General features: G+C 41.6%; 25 protein-coding genes and 4 pseudogenes. 23 read left to right on the plus strand and 6 right to left on the minus strand.

Annotated elements, in window-relative coordinates:
- Window positions 1–45: 45 nt before the first annotated feature.
- From AC6IZ0_RS05365 to AC6IZ0_RS05430, 14 genes and pseudogenes are all read left to right on the plus strand, one after another.
- Window positions 46–864, plus strand: coding sequence for a TylF/MycF/NovP-related O-methyltransferase (locus AC6IZ0_RS05365; protein ID WP_193942869.1), 819 nt, complete (start codon window positions 46–48; stop codon window positions 862–864).
- Between the two features lie 198 nt (window positions 865–1,062).
- Window positions 1,063–1,362 (plus strand): glycosyltransferase, encoded by a 300-nt coding sequence (locus AC6IZ0_RS05370; protein ID WP_497726003.1) that lies wholly within the window; start codon window positions 1,063–1,065, stop codon window positions 1,360–1,362.
- Between the two features lie 14 nt (window positions 1,363–1,376).
- Window positions 1,377–2,120: a class I SAM-dependent methyltransferase gene (locus tag AC6IZ0_RS05375; RefSeq protein ID WP_497725337.1), complete on the plus strand. Its 744-nt coding sequence runs from the start codon at window positions 1,377–1,379 to the stop codon at window positions 2,118–2,120.
- A gap of 32 nt (window positions 2,121–2,152) precedes the next feature.
- Window positions 2,153–2,734: a class I SAM-dependent methyltransferase gene (locus AC6IZ0_RS05380; RefSeq protein ID WP_497725338.1), complete on the plus strand. Its 582-nt coding sequence runs from the start codon at window positions 2,153–2,155 to the stop codon at window positions 2,732–2,734.
- 80 nt (window positions 2,735–2,814) lie between these two features.
- Window positions 2,815–3,186: a glycosyltransferase family 2 protein gene (locus tag AC6IZ0_RS05385; protein WP_497725339.1), complete on the plus strand. Its 372-nt coding sequence runs from the start codon at window positions 2,815–2,817 to the stop codon at window positions 3,184–3,186.
- Between the two features lie 62 nt (window positions 3,187–3,248).
- Window positions 3,249–3,674, plus strand: coding sequence for a glycosyltransferase family 2 protein (locus AC6IZ0_RS05390; RefSeq protein ID WP_497725340.1), 426 nt, complete (start codon window positions 3,249–3,251; stop codon window positions 3,672–3,674).
- A 247-nt stretch (window positions 3,675–3,921) separates the two neighbouring features.
- On the plus strand, window positions 3,922–5,061 hold the full coding sequence (locus tag AC6IZ0_RS05395) for a glycosyltransferase (RefSeq protein ID WP_497725341.1): 1,140 nt from the start codon (window positions 3,922–3,924) through the stop codon (window positions 5,059–5,061).
- The gene (locus AC6IZ0_RS05400; RefSeq protein WP_497725342.1) at window positions 5,027–6,205 is read left to right on the plus strand and encodes an acyltransferase family protein; all 1,179 of its coding nucleotides are present in this window, start codon (window positions 5,027–5,029) and stop codon (window positions 6,203–6,205) included. The genes AC6IZ0_RS05395 and AC6IZ0_RS05400 overlap by 35 nt, the downstream gene beginning before the upstream one ends.
- 45 nt (window positions 6,206–6,250) lie before the next feature.
- The gene (locus AC6IZ0_RS05405; protein WP_497725343.1) at window positions 6,251–7,423 is read left to right on the plus strand and encodes a glycosyltransferase family 4 protein; all 1,173 of its coding nucleotides are present in this window, start codon (window positions 6,251–6,253) and stop codon (window positions 7,421–7,423) included.
- A 29-nt stretch (window positions 7,424–7,452) separates the two neighbouring features.
- Window positions 7,453–8,865: a hypothetical protein gene (locus tag AC6IZ0_RS05410; protein ID WP_497725344.1), complete on the plus strand. Its 1,413-nt coding sequence runs from the start codon at window positions 7,453–7,455 to the stop codon at window positions 8,863–8,865.
- A complete protein-coding gene (locus AC6IZ0_RS05415; RefSeq protein ID WP_497725345.1) occupies window positions 8,855–10,054 on the plus strand; it encodes a glycosyltransferase family 4 protein in 1,200 nt (399 codons plus the stop codon). The genes AC6IZ0_RS05410 and AC6IZ0_RS05415 overlap by 11 nt, the downstream gene beginning before the upstream one ends.
- Before the next feature lie 522 nt (window positions 10,055–10,576).
- A pseudogene (gene tnpA / locus AC6IZ0_RS05420) lies at window positions 10,577–10,990 on the plus strand (IS200/IS605 family transposase); the annotation flags it as partial.
- Between the two features lie 225 nt (window positions 10,991–11,215).
- Window positions 11,216–11,668, plus strand: coding sequence for a DUF29 domain-containing protein (locus AC6IZ0_RS05425; RefSeq protein ID WP_271734291.1), 453 nt, complete (start codon window positions 11,216–11,218; stop codon window positions 11,666–11,668).
- 2 nt (window positions 11,669–11,670) lie between these two features.
- Window positions 11,671–11,793, plus strand: coding sequence for a hypothetical protein (locus tag AC6IZ0_RS05430; protein WP_497725346.1), 123 nt, complete (start codon window positions 11,671–11,673; stop codon window positions 11,791–11,793).
- 37 nt (window positions 11,794–11,830) lie between these two features.
- On the opposite strand, the gene AC6IZ0_RS05435 is transcribed toward AC6IZ0_RS05430, so the two are convergent.
- Both AC6IZ0_RS05435 and AC6IZ0_RS05440 read right to left on the minus strand, forming a co-directional pair.
- Entirely contained in the window at window positions 11,831–12,295 is a 465-nt protein-coding gene (locus tag AC6IZ0_RS05435; RefSeq protein WP_497725347.1) for a Uma2 family endonuclease, read from the minus strand.
- Entirely contained in the window at window positions 12,295–12,633 is a 339-nt protein-coding gene (locus tag AC6IZ0_RS05440; protein ID WP_497725348.1) for a hypothetical protein, read from the minus strand. The genes AC6IZ0_RS05435 and AC6IZ0_RS05440 overlap by 1 nt, the downstream gene beginning before the upstream one ends.
- Before the next feature lie 163 nt (window positions 12,634–12,796).
- On the opposite strand from AC6IZ0_RS05440, the pseudogene AC6IZ0_RS05445 reads away from it, so the two are divergent.
- The 6 genes and pseudogenes from AC6IZ0_RS05445 to AC6IZ0_RS05470 form a co-directional block, all read left to right on the plus strand.
- Window positions 12,797–12,863: pseudogene (locus AC6IZ0_RS05445) on the plus strand (IS200/IS605 family transposase); the annotation flags it as partial.
- A gap of 208 nt (window positions 12,864–13,071) precedes the next feature.
- A complete protein-coding gene (gene tnpA, locus AC6IZ0_RS05450; protein ID WP_497725349.1) occupies window positions 13,072–13,545 on the plus strand; it encodes an IS200/IS605 family transposase in 474 nt (157 codons plus the stop codon).
- A gap of 312 nt (window positions 13,546–13,857) precedes the next feature.
- A complete protein-coding gene (locus tag AC6IZ0_RS05455) occupies window positions 13,858–14,631 on the plus strand; it encodes a glycosyltransferase family 2 protein (protein WP_497725351.1) in 774 nt (257 codons plus the stop codon).
- Between the two features lie 242 nt (window positions 14,632–14,873).
- Window positions 14,874–15,195: pseudogene (locus AC6IZ0_RS05460) on the plus strand (transposase); the annotation flags it as partial.
- Between the two features lie 261 nt (window positions 15,196–15,456).
- Entirely contained in the window at window positions 15,457–16,158 is a 702-nt protein-coding gene (locus AC6IZ0_RS05465) for a Uma2 family endonuclease (RefSeq protein WP_497725353.1), read from the plus strand.
- Window positions 16,159–16,282: 124 nt separating this feature from the next.
- A complete protein-coding gene (locus tag AC6IZ0_RS05470; protein ID WP_271734297.1) occupies window positions 16,283–16,828 on the plus strand; it encodes a WcaF family extracellular polysaccharide biosynthesis acetyltransferase in 546 nt (181 codons plus the stop codon).
- Between the two features lie 63 nt (window positions 16,829–16,891).
- Here the strand turns inward: AC6IZ0_RS05470 and AC6IZ0_RS05475 are convergent, their stop codons facing one another.
- Together AC6IZ0_RS05475 and gatA are read right to left on the minus strand one after the other, a co-directional pair.
- Window positions 16,892–17,788, minus strand: coding sequence for an alpha/beta hydrolase (locus AC6IZ0_RS05475; RefSeq protein ID WP_497725354.1), 897 nt, complete (start codon window positions 17,786–17,788; stop codon window positions 16,892–16,894).
- A 121-nt stretch (window positions 17,789–17,909) separates the two neighbouring features.
- Window positions 17,910–19,361 (minus strand): Asp-tRNA(Asn)/Glu-tRNA(Gln) amidotransferase subunit GatA, encoded by a 1,452-nt coding sequence (gene gatA, locus AC6IZ0_RS05480; RefSeq protein WP_497725355.1) that lies wholly within the window; start codon window positions 19,359–19,361, stop codon window positions 17,910–17,912.
- Between the two features lie 336 nt (window positions 19,362–19,697).
- On the opposite strand from gatA, the gene AC6IZ0_RS05485 reads away from it, so the two are divergent.
- The 3 genes and pseudogenes from AC6IZ0_RS05485 to AC6IZ0_RS05495 all read left to right on the plus strand — a co-directional run bounded on the left by AC6IZ0_RS05485 (window position 19,698) and on the right by AC6IZ0_RS05495 (window position 22,482).
- Complete coding sequence (locus AC6IZ0_RS05485; protein WP_271734300.1) at window positions 19,698–20,522, plus strand: SDR family oxidoreductase; 825 nt, start codon at window positions 19,698–19,700, stop codon at window positions 20,520–20,522.
- A 254-nt stretch (window positions 20,523–20,776) separates the two neighbouring features.
- Window positions 20,777–21,460, plus strand: a complete 684-nt coding sequence (locus AC6IZ0_RS05490; RefSeq protein ID WP_497725357.1) for a PHP domain-containing protein — start codon at window positions 20,777–20,779, stop codon at window positions 21,458–21,460.
- 157 nt (window positions 21,461–21,617) lie between these two features.
- Window positions 21,618–22,482: pseudogene (locus AC6IZ0_RS05495) on the plus strand (DUF5895 domain-containing protein).
- Between the two features lie 90 nt (window positions 22,483–22,572).
- On the opposite strand, the gene mltA reads toward AC6IZ0_RS05495, so the two are convergent.
- Together mltA and AC6IZ0_RS05505 are read right to left on the minus strand one after the other, a co-directional pair.
- A complete protein-coding gene (gene mltA, locus AC6IZ0_RS05500) occupies window positions 22,573–23,790 on the minus strand; it encodes a murein transglycosylase A (protein WP_497725359.1) in 1,218 nt (405 codons plus the stop codon).
- A gap of 225 nt (window positions 23,791–24,015) precedes the next feature.
- On the minus strand, window positions 24,016–24,195 hold the full coding sequence (locus AC6IZ0_RS05505) for a hypothetical protein (protein WP_271734305.1): 180 nt from the start codon (window positions 24,193–24,195) through the stop codon (window positions 24,016–24,018).
- Window positions 24,196–24,239: the final 44 nt, after the last annotated feature.

The raw sequence follows: 24,239 nt of genomic DNA on the forward strand, positions 1-24,239 counted from the left end.
CCCAAAATATAATAACAACTTAACCAAGTTCATCACATTTGAAGTATGACTATCAAAAAAATAAAAAACTTTGCAAAAAAACAACTACTCCGTGGTATAAACAAGTTTGGATTAGATATTGTAAAATATCAAGACCCAAATATACTTCAATTCCCCGTAGATTTTGATCCATGTACTATTAGTATTTGTAATAAAGTTAAACCTTACACTATGACAAGCGTTGAAAGGTTAAATGCCTTGATAAAAGCCACTGAGTACATTATTTCCAATGAAATTGACGGTGATATGGTTGAATGTGGCGTTTGGAAAGGAGGATCTGCTATGGCAATGGCATTAAAAATGAAAGAAATGGGAAGTATATACAAGAAAATTCACCTATATGATACGTTTGAAGGTATGAGTTCCCCAACAGGATTTGATAAAACATTTTATGGTGGGGATGCAATTAAGAAATTTTCTCAAACAAAAATTACAGATAGTTCCTCTAATTGGTGTTACTCTCCTCTGGGAACTGTAACTGAGAATTGTTATTCCACTGGTTACCCAACTGACAAGTTTGTGTTTGTTAAAGGCAAAGTTGAAGATACTCTTCCACTAAATTTACCTTCATCGATATCACTACTTCGTCTAGATACAGATTGGTATGAATCGACGAAAAAAGAATTAGAGTATTTGTTTCCTTTGCTGTCTCCCAACGGAATACTGATTATAGATGATTACGGACATTGGCAAGGAGCCAGAAAAGCTGTTGATGAATATTTCAAATCCAAAAATATTCATATTCTTTTAAATCGTATAGATTATACAGGTCGTCTAGCCATAAAAAATGACTGTTCTAGATTGGCAACCCCAAGAAAAACTTAGGTTCTTGCGTAGATTTTATGGTAATCGAGGATTGATAACAACAAAACCCTTACGGGGTAAGGATTATAAACAATTATGCCCAATATTTTCAATGAAATGCCGACACAATAAGGCTTTCAATGATTTTGAACTGGGTTCTCCATAAAAAGTACCGAAGAACCAAAACTTATTGCTTTATATGATTCATGTGGAATTTTTATTTTTCCCTCCTTCGTAGAAGGAGCAGGGAAAACCTCATTAGAGGCCTTGTCAAGGGGTCTTTGTGTAGTAGCCAGTAATCAAGGAGGAATGAAAGATTATATAAAATCTGGAGAAAATGGGTTTTTATGTGAAGTTGGTAATTCAGAGGAATTTGTTAACCGAATATCCTTACTTTTAAAAAACTTAGAATTTTCCACCAAATTGAGCAAACAGGCTGTGACTACTTCACAATCCTACACATGGAAGAAATGTGCCACCGAGGCAACTCGTTTTTACATACAAGCCCTGTTTAAATAGAACATATTTTGAATATGAACCTCATACAAATAGTAGTCAAAGAATTAAAAGATACACTGGAGCGCCCGCAACGCTTAGGCAAATTATTTGATTATTCATCTCTCAAAAAATGGCTGAGATTTCAAGAGATTAGAGTTATTGCCAGGAATGACTGGAAAAACACGGGAAACATTTCTCAGAGAAATGTCCCATCCTATGACCAGTATATCAAGCTTCAAAAATCTAAGCTTGAATACCTAGACCTATCTAGCCATGAAAAAAAATTTAGGACATCCTTAAGGCAAAGATTATCAGAGTTACATTCACAGGATTATATTAAACCCTCAAACCGTACAGCATTGTGTCTTGGTGCAAGATTAGGTGCTGAAGTTGCGGCCTTTCGAGATTTAGGCTATTTTGCCGTTGGCGTTGATTTAAATCCTGGTAACAACAATCCTTATGTCATGTACGGTGATTTCCACAAATTAGAATTTTCCGATAATTCTGTTGATGTAATCTATTCAAACTCCCTTGACCATTGTTATGAGTTGAAATTAATACTTTCAGAAATAAAAAGATTACTTAAAAATGATGGTTACTTGATAATTGAAGCCGACCCTGGGTCAAATGAAGGAATTAGTCCTGACTTGTGGGCAACAATGAGCTATGAGACTGTCGATTCTCTGAAGACTGAAATTGAAACATCAGGATTGATTCTGGTTCAAGCACTACCCTTTGAATACCCTCGCAACGGAACTCAGTTAGTATTTACGCGCTAATTCTTGCATCTATCATGTTTAAAAACAACCCATTGTTATACTATCTTACTTACTTAGTGACTATTCAGCCAGCCTTGACACAAACAACTTCTTCTGAGTCAAAATGTTTGACTAAGTATGCGAAAAATAAAACTTGCCTGGTAGAAATCGGCATTTGGCATGGAGTTAATACCAGAAAACTTAGAGAAGTCATGAATACCGAGGGAACCATCTATGCAATTGACCCTTTTGAGCCGGGTAAGTTGGGGATTTCTTGGCAAAAGCTGATTGCTCATTCCGAAGCATCTAAAACCCAAAATGGCAATATCATATGGTTAGAAGAGTTTTCCCATAAAGCAATTGAGAAATTTAAGCAGATAGAGACTCAACCTATAGACTTCATGTTTATTGACGGCGATCATAGCTATGAAGGAATAAAAAACGACTGGATACTCTGGTCACCTTTAGTTAGATGTGGAGGAATAATTGCATTGCATGATAGCCGATCTTATGAAGGAAGAAACATCGATCACGTTGGTGCTGCCCAGTATACACAAAACGTTATTCTCAAAGATGAACGATATAAAGAAATTGATCATTGTGACTCATTAACAGTCGTCCAGCGAGTTTCCTAGGTCAAAACGGTAATCGTTGAAAATCCCAACTATCAACCACATAATAATATTTAACTAACCTTTTGACTGGGAAAAAACTAATGAAACTTTCCGTGATCATCCCCACCTATGAGCGGGGAGAAGTTCTGCTTGATACCATTGAGTCCTTACAGCGACTAATGGCACCAGAATTTGAACTTTTGGTGATTGACCAGACCTTAAATCATTCTGTAACAATTGAGTCGAGATTAAACAGCTTGGCCCAACAAGGCTCTATTCGTTGGATTCGCCTACCTAAACCATCTATTCCCATGGCCATGAACCGGGGAATCTTGGAAGCTAAAGGTGAGATAGTCCTTTTCCTCGATGATGATATTATCCCCCATGAGGATTTACTACAGGCTCACCAGCAAGCCCATCAACAAGCTGATCTGGTTGCAGGACAGGTACTACAGCCCGGGAAAAATCTCTGACATTACAACCAGGGGATCCATTTCGCTTTACTAGTAACATTCCCAGGCAAATTACGGAGTTCATGGGGGGCAATTTTTCCATTAAGCGCACTGTGGCGATCGCCCTGGGGGGATTTGATGAAAACTTCATAGGGGCTGCGTACCGCTATGAAGCTGAATTTGCCCATCGCTACTGTCAAAAATACGGTTTGATTACCTACGAACCGAAAGCCCTGATTCACCACCTACGGGTAGAAAGGGGAGGAACACGCAGCTATGGTCACCACCTGAGAACTGCCCAACCCGCCCATGCTGTGGGAGCTTACTATTACCTGTTAAAGTCAAAACCCAATGGCTGGCTATGGCAAATACTTTGGCGACCATTGCGCTCCATTCGCACAAAACACCATATCACTCATCCTTGGTGGATCTTCCCCACGTTAATTGCAGAGGCCAGAGGGCTAAGTTTAGCCATTCATAAGATTAGTCAGGACGATCCTACCCGATAGTTTTTCGCTAACTAAGAGGATGTTTTAAAAGTTATGATTAATGTATCAAATATTGTTTGACCTCGACCCGTTCCCCGTTATCCGGTACGGAATACTGACAAAAAGTCCTATATAGGACTTCTATTTGATTATTGAACAAGACCCAGTACATACTGAAACCCTTCTTTCGGTGTTCCCTGTTCCCTGTTCCCTGTTCCCTGTTCCCTGCCTCTGCGAAAGATTCATAAATCAAACCGGATTCCCATATATGAATATTGTCATAGATGCTCTGCCCATTAATCATATGTCAGGTAGACACGTCATTTCTGGGCATTTACGAATGTTGGCCAAGTATCATGGCGATCGCCATCAATTTTTTGTTCTACATCACCACAACAATCGGGATCTTTGTTGCGATCTAGGCTCGAGTTTTCACTGGATAGAGTGCCCTAATTTTGGTGAAAACTGGCCGGCTCGACTTTGGTGGCAATTTACTCAGTTAGAGTCCCTTCTGACCCAACTAGAAGCTCAACTGATGATCTCAACCTCCGGCGCTCTGGTTCCCGGAACTAAATTACCCCAAGTGGTTATTGCCCAAAATCCCTGGTGTTATGCTGGGGAATTTCACTACACAATTGGCGATCGCCTGAAGGCGTGGCTGCAAAGACAGGGCTACAAACAAGCCCAAAAAAAAGCACAGGCCATGTTTTTTAATTCCACATATCTGGGGAATTTGTATCTGGAACAAACGGGCATTCAGCCCAAAGAAAGCTATATTTTATACAATGGAATAGATGATGATTTTTTTGAAAATGCAAGAGAGCAATATTTAGCATTTAAACCCCGCGAGTTAGCAATTTTAACGGTTTCAGTCATGACACCGCATAAAAAAATTGAAGAAATTATCAATATGCTAGATATTGTTATACAACAAGGCTTCTCTGTACAGTTAATCATCGTAGGTCCATGGAGTAACACATCCTATAAACTGCAGATTGAAAAGTTAATTCAAGATTTGAAGTTGCATAATTATGTCACAATAACTGACAAAGTATCGAGGGAGAAACTACAGGAATTTTATCAAAAATCTCGAGTTTTCTGCTTGTTTAGTCGCTGCGAATCCTTTGGAATTCCAGCAATTGAAGCCCAAACATACGGGACACCAACAATTGTTGCAGATTTTTGTGCTTCCCCAGAAGTTGCTGGACCTGGTGGTATAATTATCAAACCGCCTAAGATTCTACAAGAAACTAATAAAATTATCAAATTATTAACAGATTCAACCGAGTGGGAATTATATTCAAGAAATGCCTTTAATAATGCAGAGCGATTTCGCTGGAATAAGGTAACATTGCCCCTAATTAATTTTATTAGTGAATTTAGTTCCCATGAAAAGTCTAATGGTTGATTTGCACAATAAATTACTATCCACAATCACAAGAGAAACAAGTGGAAGGCAATTTTTGCCTGTAATTGACGGATTGCGTTTTGTTGCTATTTTGGGTGTTGTTCTGTATCATATTCAAGACTATTTTTTTACTAAAACTGGAGAACAAAACACATCATTATTTTTAGCCCCCTTACTAAAAGGAGGTTATCTAGGGGTGCAATTATTTTTTGCCATTAGTGGTTTTATGATATCACTGCCATTTTTACAAGGATATTACCCAAATTTTTTTCAATATATAAAACGGCGTCTCCTGCGTTTAGGACTTCCATATATTATTAACTTGCTGATTATATATACCTTGCTGGTATTGGTTTTAAATCAAGATTTTTATGAACTGTTGCCTCATTTTTTCGCCAGTGTTGCCTACATGCACAATATTATATACGGCAGCATGAGCAAAATTAATTTTGTTGCTTGGTCTCTTGAGGTAGAATTTCAGTTTTATTTAATAGCACCGATTTTATTAGTTGCGTTAACAAAAATCAACAATAAAACTCGTAAATTTGTACTAGTATTTTTACTGCTTCTAGGAGGTATTTTTGCTTCAGGATACATAAGTTACCCCTGGATAAAGGGAGCAACAATTATCCATAACTTTGGGTTTTTCATAGCTGGAATACTTGCAGCAAATATTTTTGTGTTTGACTGGAGAACCTCAGTTAAACAAAGTTATTTCTGGGATTTCATGTGCATCATATTAGTGAGTTTTCTGTTTTTACCACCCTATAGCGGAACATTATTGATTGGCTTGGATGAAAAGCTGTATTTGCCCATTTTGACCTATATTATTTTGATCTCAGTTTTAAAATCAAAGTTGATTAACTCAGCACTCAGTCAGCCCTATATTTATTTAATAGGGGGAATGTGTTACTCGATTTACTTATATCATTTTTACGTCATCTCTTTAGTTGGTCGAGTGCTACTTCCCTTAGTGGAATCACTACCTGTGTGGTTACAATTTACCATTGTAGTGGTAGTAATGTTGCCAGCCATTTTATTAGCTAGTGTACTATTTTTTATTTTTTTTGAAAAGCCATTCATGAAACGACGGACTAATGTTGCAATAACAAGGGGTAGAACAGACGAGAAACCTTGCATCTAATTGACTTAATCCCGCCTCACTTTTTCATCAAACCCTACGTAAATTATGGTCTTTAAAGTCGGTATTCTCACCACCCACCCAATTCAATATCAAGTACCCTGGTTTCGCCTATTAGCCCAGAACGCCGACATCGATCTGCACGTCTTTTTCTGTATGATTCCCAATGCTATGCAGCAGGGGGATGGATTTGGGGTGGCTTTTGAGTGGGATGTTCCTTTATTAAATGGCTATGAATATCAAGTTTTAACAAATATTGCCCAAACACCATCTGTAACCAACTCTGGGGGCTGTGATACCCCAGAAATTTTTGCCCTCGTCAAAAACGGCAATTGGGATGCTTTTATCGTCAATGGTTGGGTTGTTAAAAGCTGCCTGCAACTCCTGGTAGCTTGCCGGTTGTATGGCATTCCCTGTATTGTCCGGGGGGAATCTAATCATCTTGCCCATAGGGCATGGTGGAAAAAACAACTGCAACGGCTATTAATTAGTCAGTATAGTGCCTGTTTGTATATTGGAAGAGCTAACCAACAGTTTTATGTCAACAATGGTGTAGCACCAGAAAAACTATTTTCTACCCCCTATTGTATAGACAACGAGGGATTCACTGCCCATACCAGTCAGATCCTTGGTGAAAAATCCTCTCTTGTAGAAAAATTCCGCTTAGACCCCCACACCCTCACTTTCCTTTACTGTGCTAAGTTTATCCCTAAAAAACATCCCCTAGATTTACTCCAGGCGATCGCCCTATTACAACAAAACCATCAACCCACAGGGCAACTACTGATGGTGGGAGACGGGGAATTACGCCCCATGTGTGAACAATTTGTCCGAGAGCACCAACTACCAGTTAGGTTTGCCGGGTTCCTCAACCAGAGTGAAATAATTGCTGCTTACCTTGTGTCCGACTGTCTCGTCCTCCCCTCTGATGCCGGTGAAACCTGGGGGCTAGTGGTCAATGAAGCTATGGCTTGTGGACTACCAGCGATTGTTTCCGATCAAGTGGGATGTCATCTTGACCTGATTGCACCGGGAACCGGTTGGACTTACCCCATGGGACAAATAGACAAGTTAGGCGATCGCCTAGCTACAGCGATCAAACTAGGTCAAGAAAAGCTGGCTGAGATGGGAAGTAACGCCCAGAGAAAAGTGATGATGGAATATAATTACCAAAAAGTAGTCTGTGGTATTACAGAAGCCATTCGTTATGTGCGGAGTTAACTGTTACCAGCAACAATGGAAAGTGATTTATGGCATCTGGTATAGTATTACTTATTTCAGTTTTAGGGGCGATTCTCGCCCTAGGCAATTGGCGGCGGGGGATATACTGGCTAGTATTCCTAGCAGCAGTACAAGACCCCCTGAGAAAAATAATTCCCGGTGCCCCCGCCAGTGTCCTGTTAGCAGGTGTGCCAATTATATTGGGTATAATAGTGGGTATGTCGGGACAAAAAGGCTGGTTGCATTCATTCTGGCGAATGTATCCCAATGTAAACCGCAGTTTTAACTGGTTTTTGGTGGCCTGCATCCCACCAGCCTTCATTTCTCTGACCTATAGTGCCAACTCCTGGCTCCTGACAGTCTTTGGCATCTTTAACTATGGCGTTTTCTTGGCGGCGATTTTGGTGGGTTTTCACTTTGCCCAATCCCTGGAAGATATCCAAAGACTATTTAGTTTTTATTGTCTCCTCTCCGTGGTCATGCTGAGTGGCACATTTTTAGAATACTTTAATGTCGTGCCTGGATGGACTCTCATAGGTACCAGTGCCTTTAACTTTGATTGGGTGCGACATAGTACTGGCTACGTTGTCAAGCTGGTAGCAGGTTTTTACCGTTCCCCAGATGTCATGGGCTGGCACGCTTCAGCAACTTCTATACTCAGTTTTTTTCTGTCCACCACCTCGAAACCGAGCCAACGCTACCTCTGGTTAGCTATTTGTGCCATAGCGATCGCCGCCCTGTTTTTCTGTGGTCGTCGCAAGATGCTTTATATGTTACCCGTAGCGGCAATAGTTTTTACTTTGATCTATGCCCAAGCCCGTGGAGGGCGGATATTTTCCGTTTTGCCCGTTCTACTGATTCCACTGTTAATTATGACATATATTGGCAACAATCTGGGAGAAGACTCCACCTATGTCAGATATTACCAAGATAATTTTGCTGTTGCGGGTGAACAATTTCAACAGCATAATTTTGATGCCTTGATCGAAACAGTGCGTCAGTCGGGATTTTTTGGAGCCGGTCTGGGGTCAGCTTCCCCAGGAAGCCAGAATCTTGCCATCTTCAATGTCCAAAGACCGAGAACTTGGCAAGAAAGTGGCACCAGTAGGGTGATGGTCGAACTGGGAGTACCGGGTTTTATAGCCTTAGTCCTTCTGCTGCTCAGTTTAGTCCTTTCAGCATGGGCACAAGTGCAGTCCCTATTCAAGTGGCAAATGTACTTAGGGGTTTACACAGGTGGAATTTTAGCCTTTTTCCTGGCAAACATTGGCAGCTTGATGGTCTCTGGGCAAATATTGGCAGACCCTTTTATTGCTTTTTTTATTGCGTTCTCCCTGGGGTTAGTATTGTCCTTCGCCAAGTATTGGCAAGCTTTTTTATGGCATCAAACCCAGAATATAAACCAAAATCTAACAATAGGAAACTCTGAAATTGACCGATAAATTGACCGAAATATCGGCTGGATTCTTACCTTCCCTTAACGATAATCAAACTGGGATAGAAGTAGCATTAATCACCACTTGTTCAACTGAGTCTGTAGGCAGTATGCTGATTTATGTGGAAATGGTGACGGAAACCTTATCTTCTTACTCACAAAAAGTCCGACTGACCAGGATTGACTTACTGAACCTTGTCCCCGATCTTTTTTTTCTCCCGGCTAAACTGAAAAAACGGTTTCAACAGCTTTGGTTACTCTTGATTTCCCCGCTACAGTTGCGCAAATATATGCGCAAATACAATGGGCACATATTTCACCTGATGGATGGTAGTAGCTGCTATGTTCTCAGGGGAATACCGCCAGAAAAATGTGTGGTCACCCTTCATGATTTAATTCCGGTTTTGCAACAAAAAGGGGAATTCCCCATACCCCCGCCTGGTTTTTTCGCCCGCTGGTTAATTAGAGAAAACCTAAAATCCCTCAAATCCCAGAAAAATATATGTGTTGTCAGCACCTGCACAGGTCAGGACTTTCAACAGAACGTTAGCAATCTTGTTCCCACCGTGATTTTATCTGGTATTAGGAGTAGCTTATTAGACTTAATTCCGGCAGAAATACCCGGATGGCAGGAACGAGTGCGGGATGGGAAAAGAATAATTTTGCACATTGGTAACAATGGCTTCTATAAGAACCGAGCAACGGTAATTCGAGTTTTTGCCGAACTGGTCAAGAGTCACCCCCTGTCATTGGTGATGGCTGGGTCTCCTCCAGATATGGAGCTGCAAATGATCATTCAAGAACTGCAAGTAGGTGACAAAATTACCTTTGTTTCCCATCCCAATGATCAGGCGGTATCTTCCCTATACCTGAAGGCTTCCATCTTGCTTTTTCCCAGTTACTATGAGGGATTTGGTTGGCCTCCTTTAGAAGCGATGGCTTTTGGCTGTCCAGTTGTTTGCTCTAACAGTGGTTCTCTCCCTGAAATAGTTGGTAATGCTGCTCTGATGGCCAGTCCTGATGATTTATCAGCCATAGTTGCACAGTGTGACTTTTTACTCAACCAATCGGAGGAAGCAACAAAGCTAGTGCAGGCGGGACTGGAAAATATTCAACGTTTTAGTTCCCTGAAAATGGGGGAAGACCTGATTAATTTTTATAACCGCCTACAACCATGTGGGGGAGCCGGTGAATAGTTATCCACACACCGCAGGGGCGATCGTTATCCATACGGGGGAGCCAGTCCATGGGTTTCCACACATTAGGTATAGTCGATATTTATCCACACACCGGAGCCAGTCCATGGGTTTCCACACGTTAGGTATAGTCGATATTTATCCACACACCGGAACCGGGGAATGAATTCCCCGTCTCAAAGCTCAAGTCGGTTAAAAACCGACTTGGAAGGAGGTTGAGGTGATTTTGATTTATTCTGTGATTTTTTGATTTAATTTATCAATTTAATTATGGCTTTATGGCGGTTATATTAAGCTGTTGTTTGGGCGACTAAAAAACGTGAGCCTTTAATTATTCAGGTTCTTCAGTACCTAATATGCTAAATTGTTTTGATAAAATCCGAAAAGGCTTACCGTATAAGGGAAATAATGTTGGTTATTGAAGAAAATGCCTGAATATTCCTTCTTAATCTCTGTTCGGTGTGTTCCCTGTTCCCTGTTCCCTCGAACCAGTTGTTAAATTAGCATAACAAGTACGGTAGAGCCATTATTCATGAGATAGAAAATGAGGTATATGGTTATTTAATTGGTAAGGCTGATCATCTTGGTTGTATTATTCATGCTATTGGTGGAATTGAAGACCATATTCATTTGGTAATTTCTATACCCCCTAAATTATCTATTGCCGAATGTGTGAAAAGTTTAAAGGGAAGTAGCGCTTATTATTACAATCATTTATTCCCCAACTTACCACAAAAATTTATCTGGCAAGAAGGATATGGTATATTTTCCCTGGGTGGTCATCAATTATCCACAGCCATAGATTATGTTAATAATCAAAAAATCCATCATTTAAACAGAACCACAATTTCATTATTAGAACAAGCAACAGATTTAGACCAACCTCCACCCCACCCCAGAACACCATCATCGCCAAACACAAAACCAGTCGGTTAAAAACCGACTTTAGCTTTGAACCAGGGAATTCATTCCCTGGCTCCGGTGTGTGGATAACCAGCGACCACACCTAATGTGTGAACAACGATCGCCCAAATATCCCCTAGCTGGACAATAATATATACAACTTGCACATACCCTGACCCAGAGCGATCGCCCAGGGGTACTTATTCTATCTTATTCTATATTAATATTAAGTAACGGGTGGAAAACTGGGAGCCAAATATGAGTTTAGAAGCTGAATATGACCTAGATTTTTATGCCTGGATTAATAAGAATGTGGAATTATTGCGGCGGGGATGTTTATCAGAAATTGACGCAGAACACATTGCTCAAGAGTTGGAAAGCATGGGAAAGCGCGATCGCCGTCAACTTCGCAGCCGCTTACAGGTTTTAATTATGCACCTGCTCAAATGGCAATATCAGCCGGATAAACAAAGCCAGAGTTGGTTAGCTACCATCGATCATCAACGAGATCAAATAGAAGCTTTACTGCTAGACAGTCCGAGTCTGCGCAGCGATTTAGAGACAGCATTAGTAATAGTTTATCCTAAGTCCGTGCGTGATGCCCATAGAGAAACATCCCTCCCGGAAACAGTATTTCCCCTATCCTGTCCTTTTGCATTAGAAGAAATTCTAGCTCCAGATTTCCTCCCTGGTTCAGAATGTGAGAACTGAGTTTGAGCGATCGCCCTAGGGAATTTATGCTAAAAACAGCGATCGCACCCGGCAATTTATTCTTGGTAATTATACTTGGGAGAGCAAATTACACCCCCCTGTTGCGGTCTTCTGGTGTTCCCTAAAATGACAATTACCTCTTGAAAAGTTATAAAACAACATCTAAAGTTGCTCAGGATTTATCCCCATTGTCTGTAATTTAGCCAGCAATTCCTCCCTTTGTTGGCGCTCCTGTGCCAGTAACAATTCCGCAGCCTCTGCTCTTTGCTGTGCTTGTTGAGCTTCTTGCTGTGCTTGTTGGGCTTCTTGCTGTGCTTGTTGGGCTAATTCACGGGCTGTAGGTAGTAGAACCCCCTCTAAAGTTGCCCAACGCACCCAGACGGCATTGGCTCCCCCAAATTCTCCCGCCCAACGCACTAGGGCTAAACCTAATTTTTGACTGATGAGCCTGTTTTGCTCATCGGGGATGATTGGTTCATATCCATGATCCCTGATGATGAACCCAGCAAACTCATTGGGATTAAAGGGATCATACCAAAAGTATTCTGGTACTCTCAGCCTGTTTTGGTATATTTCTTTTTTGTCTGTCTTGTCTCTGGAAGCAGTGCTAGAGGATAGCAATTCCACTACCACATCTGACCTTTACCCTCTTCCCAGGTTACCCAGCATTTGCGCTCTCCCTTGGGAACATCTAGCACAGCAAACATATCCGGACGACGAAAATCATGGTTTTTCAATTGATGGGGACTAAAGTAAACAAACATATTACCCCCTACAAAGGCATCTTGATCGCCCAGCCAAGCTGCTAGGGGATCAACTAGTAAGTCCATTTGCAGTTTATGGCGATAGGTTTCCATAGGGATGCCGTCATCATACAGTAATTCATCCTGGGTGGGGGGATTAACAAAATCTGGGGTTAAATCTGGTGTCGATTGATCTAAGTTTAGCAATGTCGATTCACTCATATTTCCTCCGATTGAATCCCGATGCTTACTAATTTAACTAAGATTGATTCGGTTTTGCATATCCAGGGAGCCGGGGAATGAATTCCCCGTCTCAAAGCTCAAGTCGGTTAAAAACCGACTAGGAAGGAGGTTGAGATTTTTTGTGTGATTTATCAATTTAATTATGGCTTTATGGCGGTTATATTATCATATTATCTGGGCGACTAAAAAACGTGAGCCTTTAATTAGCCGGGGCGATCGTTATCCATACGGGGGAACCATTCTCAATCGTTATCCACACGGGAACCATTCTCAATCGTTATCCACACGGGAGCCATCATCAATCGTTATCCACACCGGGGAGCCGGGGAATGAATTCCCCGTCTCAAAGCTCAAGTCGGTTAAAAACCGACTAGGAAGGAGGTTGAGGTTATTTTAATTTAATTTATCAATTTAATTATGGCTTTATGGCGGTTATATTATCATATTATTTGGGCGACTAAAAAACGTGAGCCTTTAATTAGTCATGATATAGAAAATGAGGTATATGGTTATTTAATTGGTAAGGCTGATCATCTGGGTTGTATTATTCATGCTATTGGTGGAATTGAAGACCATATTCATTTAGTAATTTCTATTCCCCCTAAATTATCTATTGCCGAATGTGTGAAAAGTTTAAAGGGAAGTAGCGCTTATTATTACAATCATTCATTGCCAAACTTACCACAAAAATTTATCTGGCAAGAAGGATATGGTATATTTTCCCTGGGTGGTCATCAATTATCCACAGCCATAGATTATGTTAATAATCAAAAAATCCATCATTTAAACAGAACCACAATTTCATTATTAGAACAAGAAACAGATTTAGATCAACCTCCACCCCACCCCAAAACACCATCATCGCCAAACACAAAACCAGTCGGTTTTTAACCGACTTTAGCTTTGAGACAGGGAATTTATTCCCTGGCTCCCCTGTGTGGATAACGATCAATTATGGTTCCCGTGTGAACAACGATCGCCCAAATATCCCCTACCTGTGAAATATAGCAGGGGACAGGGCACCGGAGCAGGGGGAAGCCTTGAAACGCTTGAATTTCAATGGTTTTATCTTCTGTTTGTGTCCTAACCACCTTGGCGGTTGCTATAATATATACAACCTGCACATACCCGAACCCAGAGCGATCGCCTTCCGCCACTTATCCTTGATAATTATACTTGGGACAGCTTAAATTTACCCCAACTATGCTACAACAAATTACCCCCCTCATCCTCACCTATAACGAAGCACCCAACATCGATCGCACCCTAGAAAAACTCACCTGGGCAAAAACAATTATTGTTATTGATAGTTACAGCACAGATCAGACCTTAGAAATTCTCTCAAATTATCCCCAAACCACCGTATTTAAACGTAAATTTGATTCCTTTGCTGGTCAATGCAATTATGGCTTACAGCAAGTTAAATCAGAATGGGTTTTATCTCTGGATGCTGATTATATCTTAACCGATGAACTAATTAGGGAGATTAAAAATTTACCTCTAGATACTACCATTGACGGCTACTTTGCTAGATTTAAATATTGTGTATTTGGTAAACCTTTACGAGGTACAATACTTCCACCGCGCCAGGTATTATACAGAATAGAAAAAGCAAATTATCAAGATGATGGACACGCTCATCGGGTTTTAGTAGAGGGTAAATCTAGTCAACTAATAGGATACATTCACCACGACGATCGCAAACCATTAAATCGCTGGTTATGGGCGCAACAACGTTACATGGTGATTGAAACCAAAAAACTCCTAGAAACCCCCAATCATGAACTCAGTTTAGGCGATCGCCTTCGTAAGCTAAAAATCATCGCCCCATTAATTATACTAGTGTACTGCCTGATTGTCAAAGGAGGCATTTTAGATGGTAAATATGGTTTATATTACGCATTGCAGCGAGTATTGGCAGAAATTCTGCTCAGTATAAATTTAATAGAAGCTAGTTTCAATGAAAGGGGTAAATAATCAATTCTGGGTAAAAATCAAAGATAATATTTGCTTATTTTCTCTACATCAGCTACATAGTTGATAATTATCCACACACCCAAACCATAGTTGATAATTATCCACACACCCAAACCATAGTTGATAGTTATCCACACGGGGAGCCGGGGAATGAATTAAGAGTCTCAAAGCTCAAGTCGGTTAAAAACCGACTAGGAAGAGGAAGAGGGTTGAGAATTTTTGTGTGATTTGTCAATTTAATTATGGCTTTATGGCGTTTATATTATCATATTATTGGGGCAAATAAAAAAGGTAAAACTTTAATTACTCTTGCTATAGAAAATGAGGTGTATATGGTTATTTAATTGCTAAGGCTGATCATCTAGTTTGTATTATTCATGCTATCAGTGGAATTGAAAACCATATTCATTTTATCGGTTCCATTCCCCCTTAATTGTCTATTGTAGAATACAATTTCATTATGAGAACAAGCAACCGATTTACCGCCTCCTCCACTCCACCCCAGAACACCATAATTACCAAACACAAAACCAGTCGGTTTTTAACAAAACCACAATTTCATTATGAGAACAAGAAACCGATTTACCGCCTCCTCCACTCCACCCCAAAACACCATAATCACCAAACACAAAACCAGTCGGTTTTTAACCGACTTTAGCTTTTAGACAGGGAATTTATTCCCTGGCTCCCGTGTGGATAACCATCAATTATACCTAACCTAGGGATAACCATCAATTATACCTAACCTAGGGATAACCACCAACCATACCCCATGGGTGGATAATCATCTGTGATACAATACATCAACAGCCATTGCTTAAAACCATGACGGTTACACAACACCATCCCTTACACAGGTTACCCCCAGTGAGATGGGAAAAACTACCCGCGGATTTTCCCCTACCAGATGAACCTGTGGAAAGTAATCTTCAACCCATCCTGGCTGCGGCTTTGCGAGAATCTTTAGAACTGGCTGGATTAATCTTAGAATCCATGCTCATTGCTTCCAATTTTGGGCTATGCGCCACCGTGGGCGACAAAACCATCGTCAAAGCCCCCGACTGGGTTTATATACCTGTAGCTCATCCCCTCCCAGAGGGGGAAATCCGCCGCAGTTATACCCCCCACGCCGAAGGAGAACCCCCCGCCATTGTGATGGAATTTATCTGTGCTACAGAGGGGGGAGAATACTCCATTAATCCCCATTATCCCTATGGTAAATGGTATTTTTATGAACAAATTTTAAAAGTCCCTGTATATGTGATCTTCCATCCTCAAACCGGAACCTTAGATGTTTATCATTTAACAGACGGTAAATACCAGCAACAATCCCCAGATGAACAGGGAAGATTTTACTTGGTAGCATTAAACCTGTTTGTGGGTGTATGGAGAGGGAAAAAAGCAGAGATAGTCAGCTTTTGGTTGCGCTGGTGGGATGAATCCGGTAATTTACTCCCCTGGGGAACTGAATTAGTAGCACAAGAACGTCAAAGGGTGAACAAGCGGAAGAAAAAGCCGCTAAATTAGCCGCCAGACTGCAAGAAATGGGGATTAATCCCGAAGAAATTTAAGGCGCGGAAATACCTCCTATTGTGGATGGTCTCAAGTCCTACCAGAACCAGCTTTAACTCTCAATTTCCTTATTCCAAGCATGCGATTAGATAACTACACCCTCGGTAACTATACCCCCGGTGCTCCCTATTGGCAACAACTGTGCTGGTACTTCCTCGGTTCACCTCTATTTGAAAGTTCTTGGTTACCCATTTCATCGGTCAAAGTGCAGATACTCCGCATTTTTGGAGCTACTATTGGTCAAGGTGTACGCCTAAAACCAAAAGTGCGGGTAAAATTTCCTTGGCGGTTAACTGTCGGTGATTATGTCTGGATTGGTGAAAATGCTTGGATAGATAACCTAGCTCATGTGACTATAGAGAGTCATGCTTGCATATCTCAAGATGTCTATCTTTGCACAGGTAATCATGACTGGAATCACCCTGATTTTGAATTAAAAATTGCCCCAATTTATATTGAGGAAAGTAGTTGGATTGCTGCTAAGTCAATAATTGGCCCTGGGGTGACTGTCGGTAAAGGTGCTGTATTAACTCTGGGTGGAGTAGCTGTTAAATCATTAGCATCAATGACTATTTATGCAGGAAATCCCGCACAAGCCATTAAGCCCAGAAAGTTATATTATTAAGGCTTGACGCGAAATGCTCAAGTATTTTTATCTACCAGCACCCAATATATATAATATTACCACCTAATTGACTGATTGATGCTCACTATTAGTCAAAATCCTCCCACCTTTCACCCCTTGCACAAAAGACATCACCCATTGTAGATATTCCTCACCAGCAACAATCGCCGTATTATCATGCTCCGCACTGGGGACTAACAGCAGTTTTTTCGGTTCGGGAGCCGCGTGATAAAGCTTTTGGCTCATGAAAGATGGTACACTTGTATCAGCCATGCCATGAATAAATAACACTGGTATTTTTAACTGGGGTACTTTGTTGATGGATTCAAAGCGCTGGGTTAAAATTAAGTTCACCGGGAACATCCAAAATAAATTCCTGTAATCCACCATATCCCGGATAGAGGTAAAGGAACTTTCCACAATCAACCCCGCTGCTTGTGGCTGTTTGAGTCCCAAATCAATGGCGATCGCACCCCCCAGAGAATGCCCATAAATAAATATTTTACCTGGTACAATCTGCTTCTCATTTACCAAGTAATTCCACGCAACAGATGCATCTTCATAAACCCGCTTTTCGTTAGGAAAATCACCTTCACTCAGACCATACCCCCGATAATCAATCAGCAGCACAGAAAAACCCAGTTGATGCAACCGACGAGCATGACCAACATTAGCGCCAACATTGATGGCGTTACCATGGAGATACAGCAACACATTAGGGTTTGGTTCTGGGGATGGAATCCACCAACCATGAATTAGTTCTGTCTTTCCATTCCTAACTTTTACAGGTAACCAGACATCCTCATAGGGGAGGTTAAAAATCTCTGGTGTTCTTTCAATCACAGCGGAAGGAAAGAAAATTAACCGCTGCTGTCTGACAAACAGAAATAGACAGATGGCAAAATAGCCAATGACAACAATTATTTCTACCGTCAATAGTAGTTTGAAACTTAATTGCATTGAAAATTGCCGTTTGTTAAGATATATATATTTTAACAAATATTTTTCACACTCTACCCAGCCATCAGGAGGAAGCTTAAAACTACCCACCCTCAAATAGTTATAGGGTGGGGTTTTGCGCCTAGAGTTGAGGCTGATTTACTAGCCAATTAGTCGATTGCTCATAAGCATAAGCCACTTGAAATAGTTGCTCTTCTCCGAGTACCCGGCCAATCAGCTGCAACCCAATGGGTAGTCCCTGGTCATCAAAACCACAAGGTACACTTAAACCCGGTAAACCTGCAAGATTTACAGGGATAGTCATCAGATCATTCAAGTACATACTTAGGGGGTCGCTAATTTTCTCCCCTGCTTTAAATGCTGTGGTGGGAGCAGTAGGACAAACTAACACATCAACCTGCTCAAAGGCATTTTCAAAGTCTTGTTTAATCAAAGTTCTGACTTTTTGCGCTTTGAGATAGTATGCGTCATAGTAGCCAGCAGACAAAGCATAAGTACCAATCATAATCCGCCGTTTCACTTCTGGACCAAAACCAGTGGAACGGGTGCGAGTATACATAGATAGCAGATTATCTGCATCTTGAACCCGGAAGCCATACTTTACACCATCGTAGCGAGCCAGATTAGCTGATGCTTCAGAGGGGGCAATAATATAGTAGCTAGGTACACCATAGCGGAAGTTGGGACAGGAAATAATCGAAATCTCCGCCCCCAAACTCTTTAATTGCTCTATGGCTTGACTGACCGCCTTTTCTACCACAGCATCTAAACCATCAGCCATGGTTTCTTTAATCACGCCAATTCGCAGCTTTCGGGCTTTGAAATCTGGTGTTAGATTGGCGGTGTAGTTGGGGATTTCAACTTTCAGGCTAGTAGAGTCTTTGGAATCGTAACCAGCGATCGCATTCAATACAATAGCAGTATCTTCCACCGTCCGTCCCAAAGCCACCTGATCCAAAGAGGAGGCGTAAGCTATCACACCATAGCGAGACACCAGCCCATAAGTCGGTTTTATCCCCACCACACCACAAAAAGATGCCGGTTGGCGAATAGAACCGCCCGTATCAGTCCCCAGAGATGCAACACATTCATCAGCCGCTACCGCCGCCGCCGAACCCCCAGAAGAACCACCTGGAACCCTTGATAAATCCCAAGGATTATTAGTAAGTTGGTAGGCAGAGTTCTCAGTAGAACTACCCATACCAAACTCATCTAAATTCGTTTTACCAATCAGTACCGCCCCAGCATCAATCAGTTTTTGTGTCACTGTTGATTCATAAGGCGGGACAAAATTTTCTAAAATTCGAGAAGCGCAAGTAGTGGGAACCCCCTGGGTACACAAATTATCTTTAATCCCTATGGGAATCCCAGCTAGGAGTCCTATTTCTTCCCCAGCGGCGATTTTCGCATCCACAGCACGAGCCTGTTCTAACGCCTTTTCTGTGGTGACGTGCAAGAAACTGTGTAATTTCGGTTCTAATGCTTGAATACGCTCTAAGGCTTTTTGGGTAATTTCAACAGCAGAACATTCTTTTTTAATTAACTGTTCGTGCAACTCGCGGATGGATGCCATGATTGCTCTCTTTGTGACTCAAGTCATTGATTTTAGTACATTTTCCAGGTTAATGGATATTGGGTTGGAACAAGTAGGACAAATCTCTAGTCTGGTTTGAGTGGATACCAGGAAAATTTAGCTGGTTTTCCGGAATTGTCCCCGCTGTGGTGGTCAAGAGAAATAGTATAACTATTTATACAGAAATTCTCTACATTGTCGGGGAAAATATCTTTAACTGCCTTAATGAACACCCCCGGTTATTTTAACCGGTTTTTTTTTGCGATCGCCTTCTCCAGGCAGAAACACCGTGCCAAAATATTCATTAAATTAGATAAACACCTTTAACATCAGTTTATGACTTCTCTTGCAGCCTCAGTTAACGATTTAGTACTAGTTGCTGGTGCTACTGGTGGCGTGGGTCAACTGGTCACCGCCAACTTGCTGCAAAAGGGTATGAAGGTTCGTCTTCTCACCCGCAACGCCGCCCAAGCCACAAAAATGTTTAATCAACAAGTAGAAATTGCTGTGGGTGACATCCGCGATCTAACCACCCTCCCCCCAGCTATGCAAGATATTAACTACATTATCTGCTGTACTGGCACAACTGCCTTCCCCTCCCAGAGATGGGAATTTGACCCACCACCTAACTTACTAGAATGGGGAAGGATATTGATTGATGCTGAATATAGAAATACCAGAGCCAAAAATCACCCAGTCAAAGTAGATGCTGAAGGCGTCAGCAACTTAGTATCAGCAGCACCACCCCTTCTCAAACGCTTCGTCTTCGTCTCTTCTGTGGGAGTTGACCGTAAAGACCAGCCACCTTTTAATATTCTCAATGCCTTTGGTGTACTTGATGCCAAGCAGAAGGGAGAGCAAGCCATCATCACATCTAGATTACCTTACACTATTATCCGTCCGGGACGCTTGATTGATGGCCCCTATACATCCTATGACCTCAACACCTTACTAAAAGCTCAGACCGGAGGTAAACAAGGGGTAGTAGTTGAGACTGGTGATTACTTAGCAGGAGACGCTAGCCGCATTGACGTGGCTGCCGCTTGTGTAGAATCTCTTTTTTACCCAGGTACAGCCAACCAAGCCTTTAGTTTAGTTAACAAAGGCACACGACCATATGTAATTAACTGGGAAACAATTTTCGCCCAACTCAGTCAATAGTTGGTTCTATGTAAAGATGTACAACATTTCATCTACTATTATCTCAGTACTTAAATTAATTAGTAATTAGCATCACATTTATTAATACAAGTAATTGGAAATACTCATGACCATGAGCATTTAGATTTGCTAAGGTAGTCTTAACATATTGAAAAATTGAGCTAGTAAAGCTAAAAAAATAACTACTCACAGTTTCAAGTGCTGGCGGTGTTGTTTATCTATCAACAATCAAGTATTTTCATTGATAAAAGCTTATGGTTGTAAATTTTGCTAGGACATCTACTAGTGCAAATATTCTCAGGCAAGTCTTCCAAGGTGTTGATGCCTACAGCTGTCCCCAGTTATTCAATTTTCATATGCATACCGTCCACTCAGATGGAAGGTTGCAACCAACTACATTGATAGAACAGGCCATCGCTATTGGACTAGAAGGATTGGCAATTACAGATCACCATAGTATAGATGGGTATTATGTAGCACAAGCCTATTTAGAAAAAGTCCGGGAATATAGCCGTGAAAATACTCCCTATCTCTGGAGTGGGGTAGAAATTAATGCTAACCTTCTGGATGTAGAAGTTCACATTTTGGCTTACGCCTTTGAGCCAGAACATCCTAGTATGAAACCCTATGTGCAGAAAAAACCGGCTGTAGGCTTAGAATATCAAGCAGACAAGATAATTGAATCCATCCACGCAGCTGGAGGATTGGCAGTTTTAGCCCATCCAGCTCGTTACAAGCGATCGCATGCTGAATTAATTCCAGCTGCGGCAGCACGGGGAATTGACGGTGTGGAAACTTTCTACGCTTACAACAACCCCAAACCTTGGAAACCCAGCCCTGTGGAAACACTACAGGTACAACACTTAGCGGCTGAATATCAGCTCTTGAATACCTGTGGCACTGATACCCACGGATTAAATCTGCTACAACGGCTGTAGATATGCCCTTTGAGGACAAATCTATGTTTAATTTCAGGAGAATATTGGTTGAAATCGCTACTGGGAATAAAAATTAACACTCTCTATCAGCACCAGTTTACTCCTTCCCCATACTGTTAAACTGAGGGGAGCAAAACACTTTTGATAGTCTAAAACGATGCAAGCATCTGCTAATTTTGACTTTGAGGACGATAGATTTAACGCCCCTCCTTCTCAAATCATCCCCTGGTGTCAGATGATTAATCCTCGCCATGGTATGGATGGTATGCAGCCCCATGGATTGGCAATTAAATTAGATAATGCTACAGCTGTAGGCTTTCAACCCGATGAAAATTGGCAACAGGTAGAGCATGAGTTTAGCTCTGGAGTAGAAACAGTTTTTATCAGCAATGCTCCCAGATTAGTTATAGTGCGCCGGGGACCTTTATCTGTTAAAGACCGGGAAACTGGTCATAAACTTGGTACTCTTAAAGAAAATTATGATGCTTTCTTAGCAGACAAGCTTAAATTTAAAACCTTTACTCGCCACCTCATTTACTTGGTAGGGGAAAATAAAAAGTTCCTCCACGAATCTCCATTACAATTAACTCTCAGCGGTGTAGCGGGAGCAAGTTTCAGCAAAAGTTACTGCGAATTTCAGCAAGGAAGAGTCATCGGTGGATTCATAGCTGAATTGGAAAGGGCTTATGCTGTATATCGCCAGCAACCTTTATCAGCAAAAGGTCTCATTATTTCACGCCCATGGGATTTTTTGCCCTATCATTGAGTGTGAAGAAAGAGGGATTGAACCCAATACTGTCATGGTGGCTTCAACGGTGGACTACAAGCATCCCACAGTGGGAACATTAACTCAATACCTGATTGCTTCCGATTCTCCTGAGTCAGTAATGATCTGCAAGACCTTTGAAGAACACAAAGAGTTTGGTAAGGAATCTATTAAAGTAGAAGCACCCAAAATGGCAGCAGTTGGGATTTCTAGTTCTTATCTTTACGCAGATGAAGATGATTATCCACCATATTAGAAACTGAGGAGTACACAGCCGGATTAATGGGGACTGCAGGAAAGATGATAACTTTCTCATCATCAGTGGCCAATCCCCAATTCCCCCTCCCTACCTTTTCAGGAGTAAGTAATATAGTGAACCGTTCCCACCTGTAACACCAGCGCGATCGCCCGCTACTTGACCAGACCCCATGAAATAATCCACCCTTCCTGGTCCTCTAATGGCGCTCCCTGTATCCTGATCCAGAACAAAGCGGTTCACAGTGCGATATTCCATCTGGCCATTGCTACCCACATATGGAAGTGAAGTATGAATCAGTGCTAATGCCCCCGCAGGCATGAGAGACTTATCTGTAGCAATAGAACGCTCCGCCGTAACTGGGACATTAATACTACCAGTAGCTGGTCTACCAGGGTTTTCTTGGAAAAAGACAAATCTTTCCCAGCGGGGTAGATAATTATTCATTTCCTGGGGGTAATTGCGGAAAAAGTTAATTATACCCGGCATATTCAATTGATTTGCCGCCAACTTGCCATCTTTAGACAATTGGCGACCGATACTTGTCCAGGGATAATCTGTTCCCCCCGCAAAGCCTACAGATGTTCTAGTACCCTCATCAGTTAACTCAATTTGGGCAGAACCTTGGATATGTACCATGTATGCTTCCCAGCGATCGCGGAACCAGAGTATTTCTAACCCGCGTAACCGGCTTCTTTCCCCTAGTAAACCATCCTCACCTTCCAAATCAACTCGTTTCGGGTGAGGTTGAGGCCATTGATCAAAATCTGGTGGTCTGCGATATAAGGGATACCTATATTCTCCAGTCCTTACCCGGCTAGCATAATAAACAGGTTCATAATAAGCGGTAAATTTAACAGTACCCCTGCCATCATTGCCCACAGAACGGTAAAAGTCAAACTCTCTACGGACAGCAACTTGTAGTTCAGCGGTAGAGTTGGAACTGACCAATAGCTGGCGGAAACGAATCAAACTCCGACGCACCCGATCATGGGTTATTCCCCGAACCGGATAGTTTTGATAGGCCGCTATAGCACTCCTTTTCTCCAGATAACTCAAACTATGATCAATAGCAACCAACAAAGCCGGGCGATCTCCTAAGGGTAAACTAGGATTACCCCCTGGAAAAAGTTGCTCATCCCAACCCAACCAACCAACCCTTGGGGTGCGGTCTGTTTCCACCCGAAAGAGTCTGAGTGGCGGTTGTACCCGAGACGGTGTGGAAACCTGAGCCACAGCTGACCACATACTACTTACACAGACAATTCCCCAACTCAAGGAGACCAAAGCAAGACTTTTTTTAATCATCTAAAAATCTCCCAGACTTCGGTAACAGGGGACTCTAAATAGAAAATCCCATCATGGGAAACCCTGAGTACACGGGAGCCAAAACAGCTTTTCGGCATAATTCTCTCTTAACTACCTTCACTCTAGACGGGCTAAATTTTTAGCAGTTCCCCGAAAATTCCAGCCAAAAAATAGCATAATTGCCATTCTCACGCCAAAGGTAGGACACCCAGCGATGATTTTCCACTAATGCTGTTGAGGCCCCTTAGCATCACATTCTTTATTCAAGCAACGCTCTAAAAGTCCAATGCGCCACCTATAGGCAAAACGACGGGGATTCAGTTCTAATTGATAATTACGACTAAATAATGGTTGATTCAAATATTGCCAAAAAGGAAATTTAATCTTGTTGTGTGGTGCAGACATAGGAGCAAATAATATAAAAGCGTTGTAGTAGAGTGGTTAACGGG

The organism is Anabaenopsis sp. NIES-4685 (assembly GCF_059725405.1).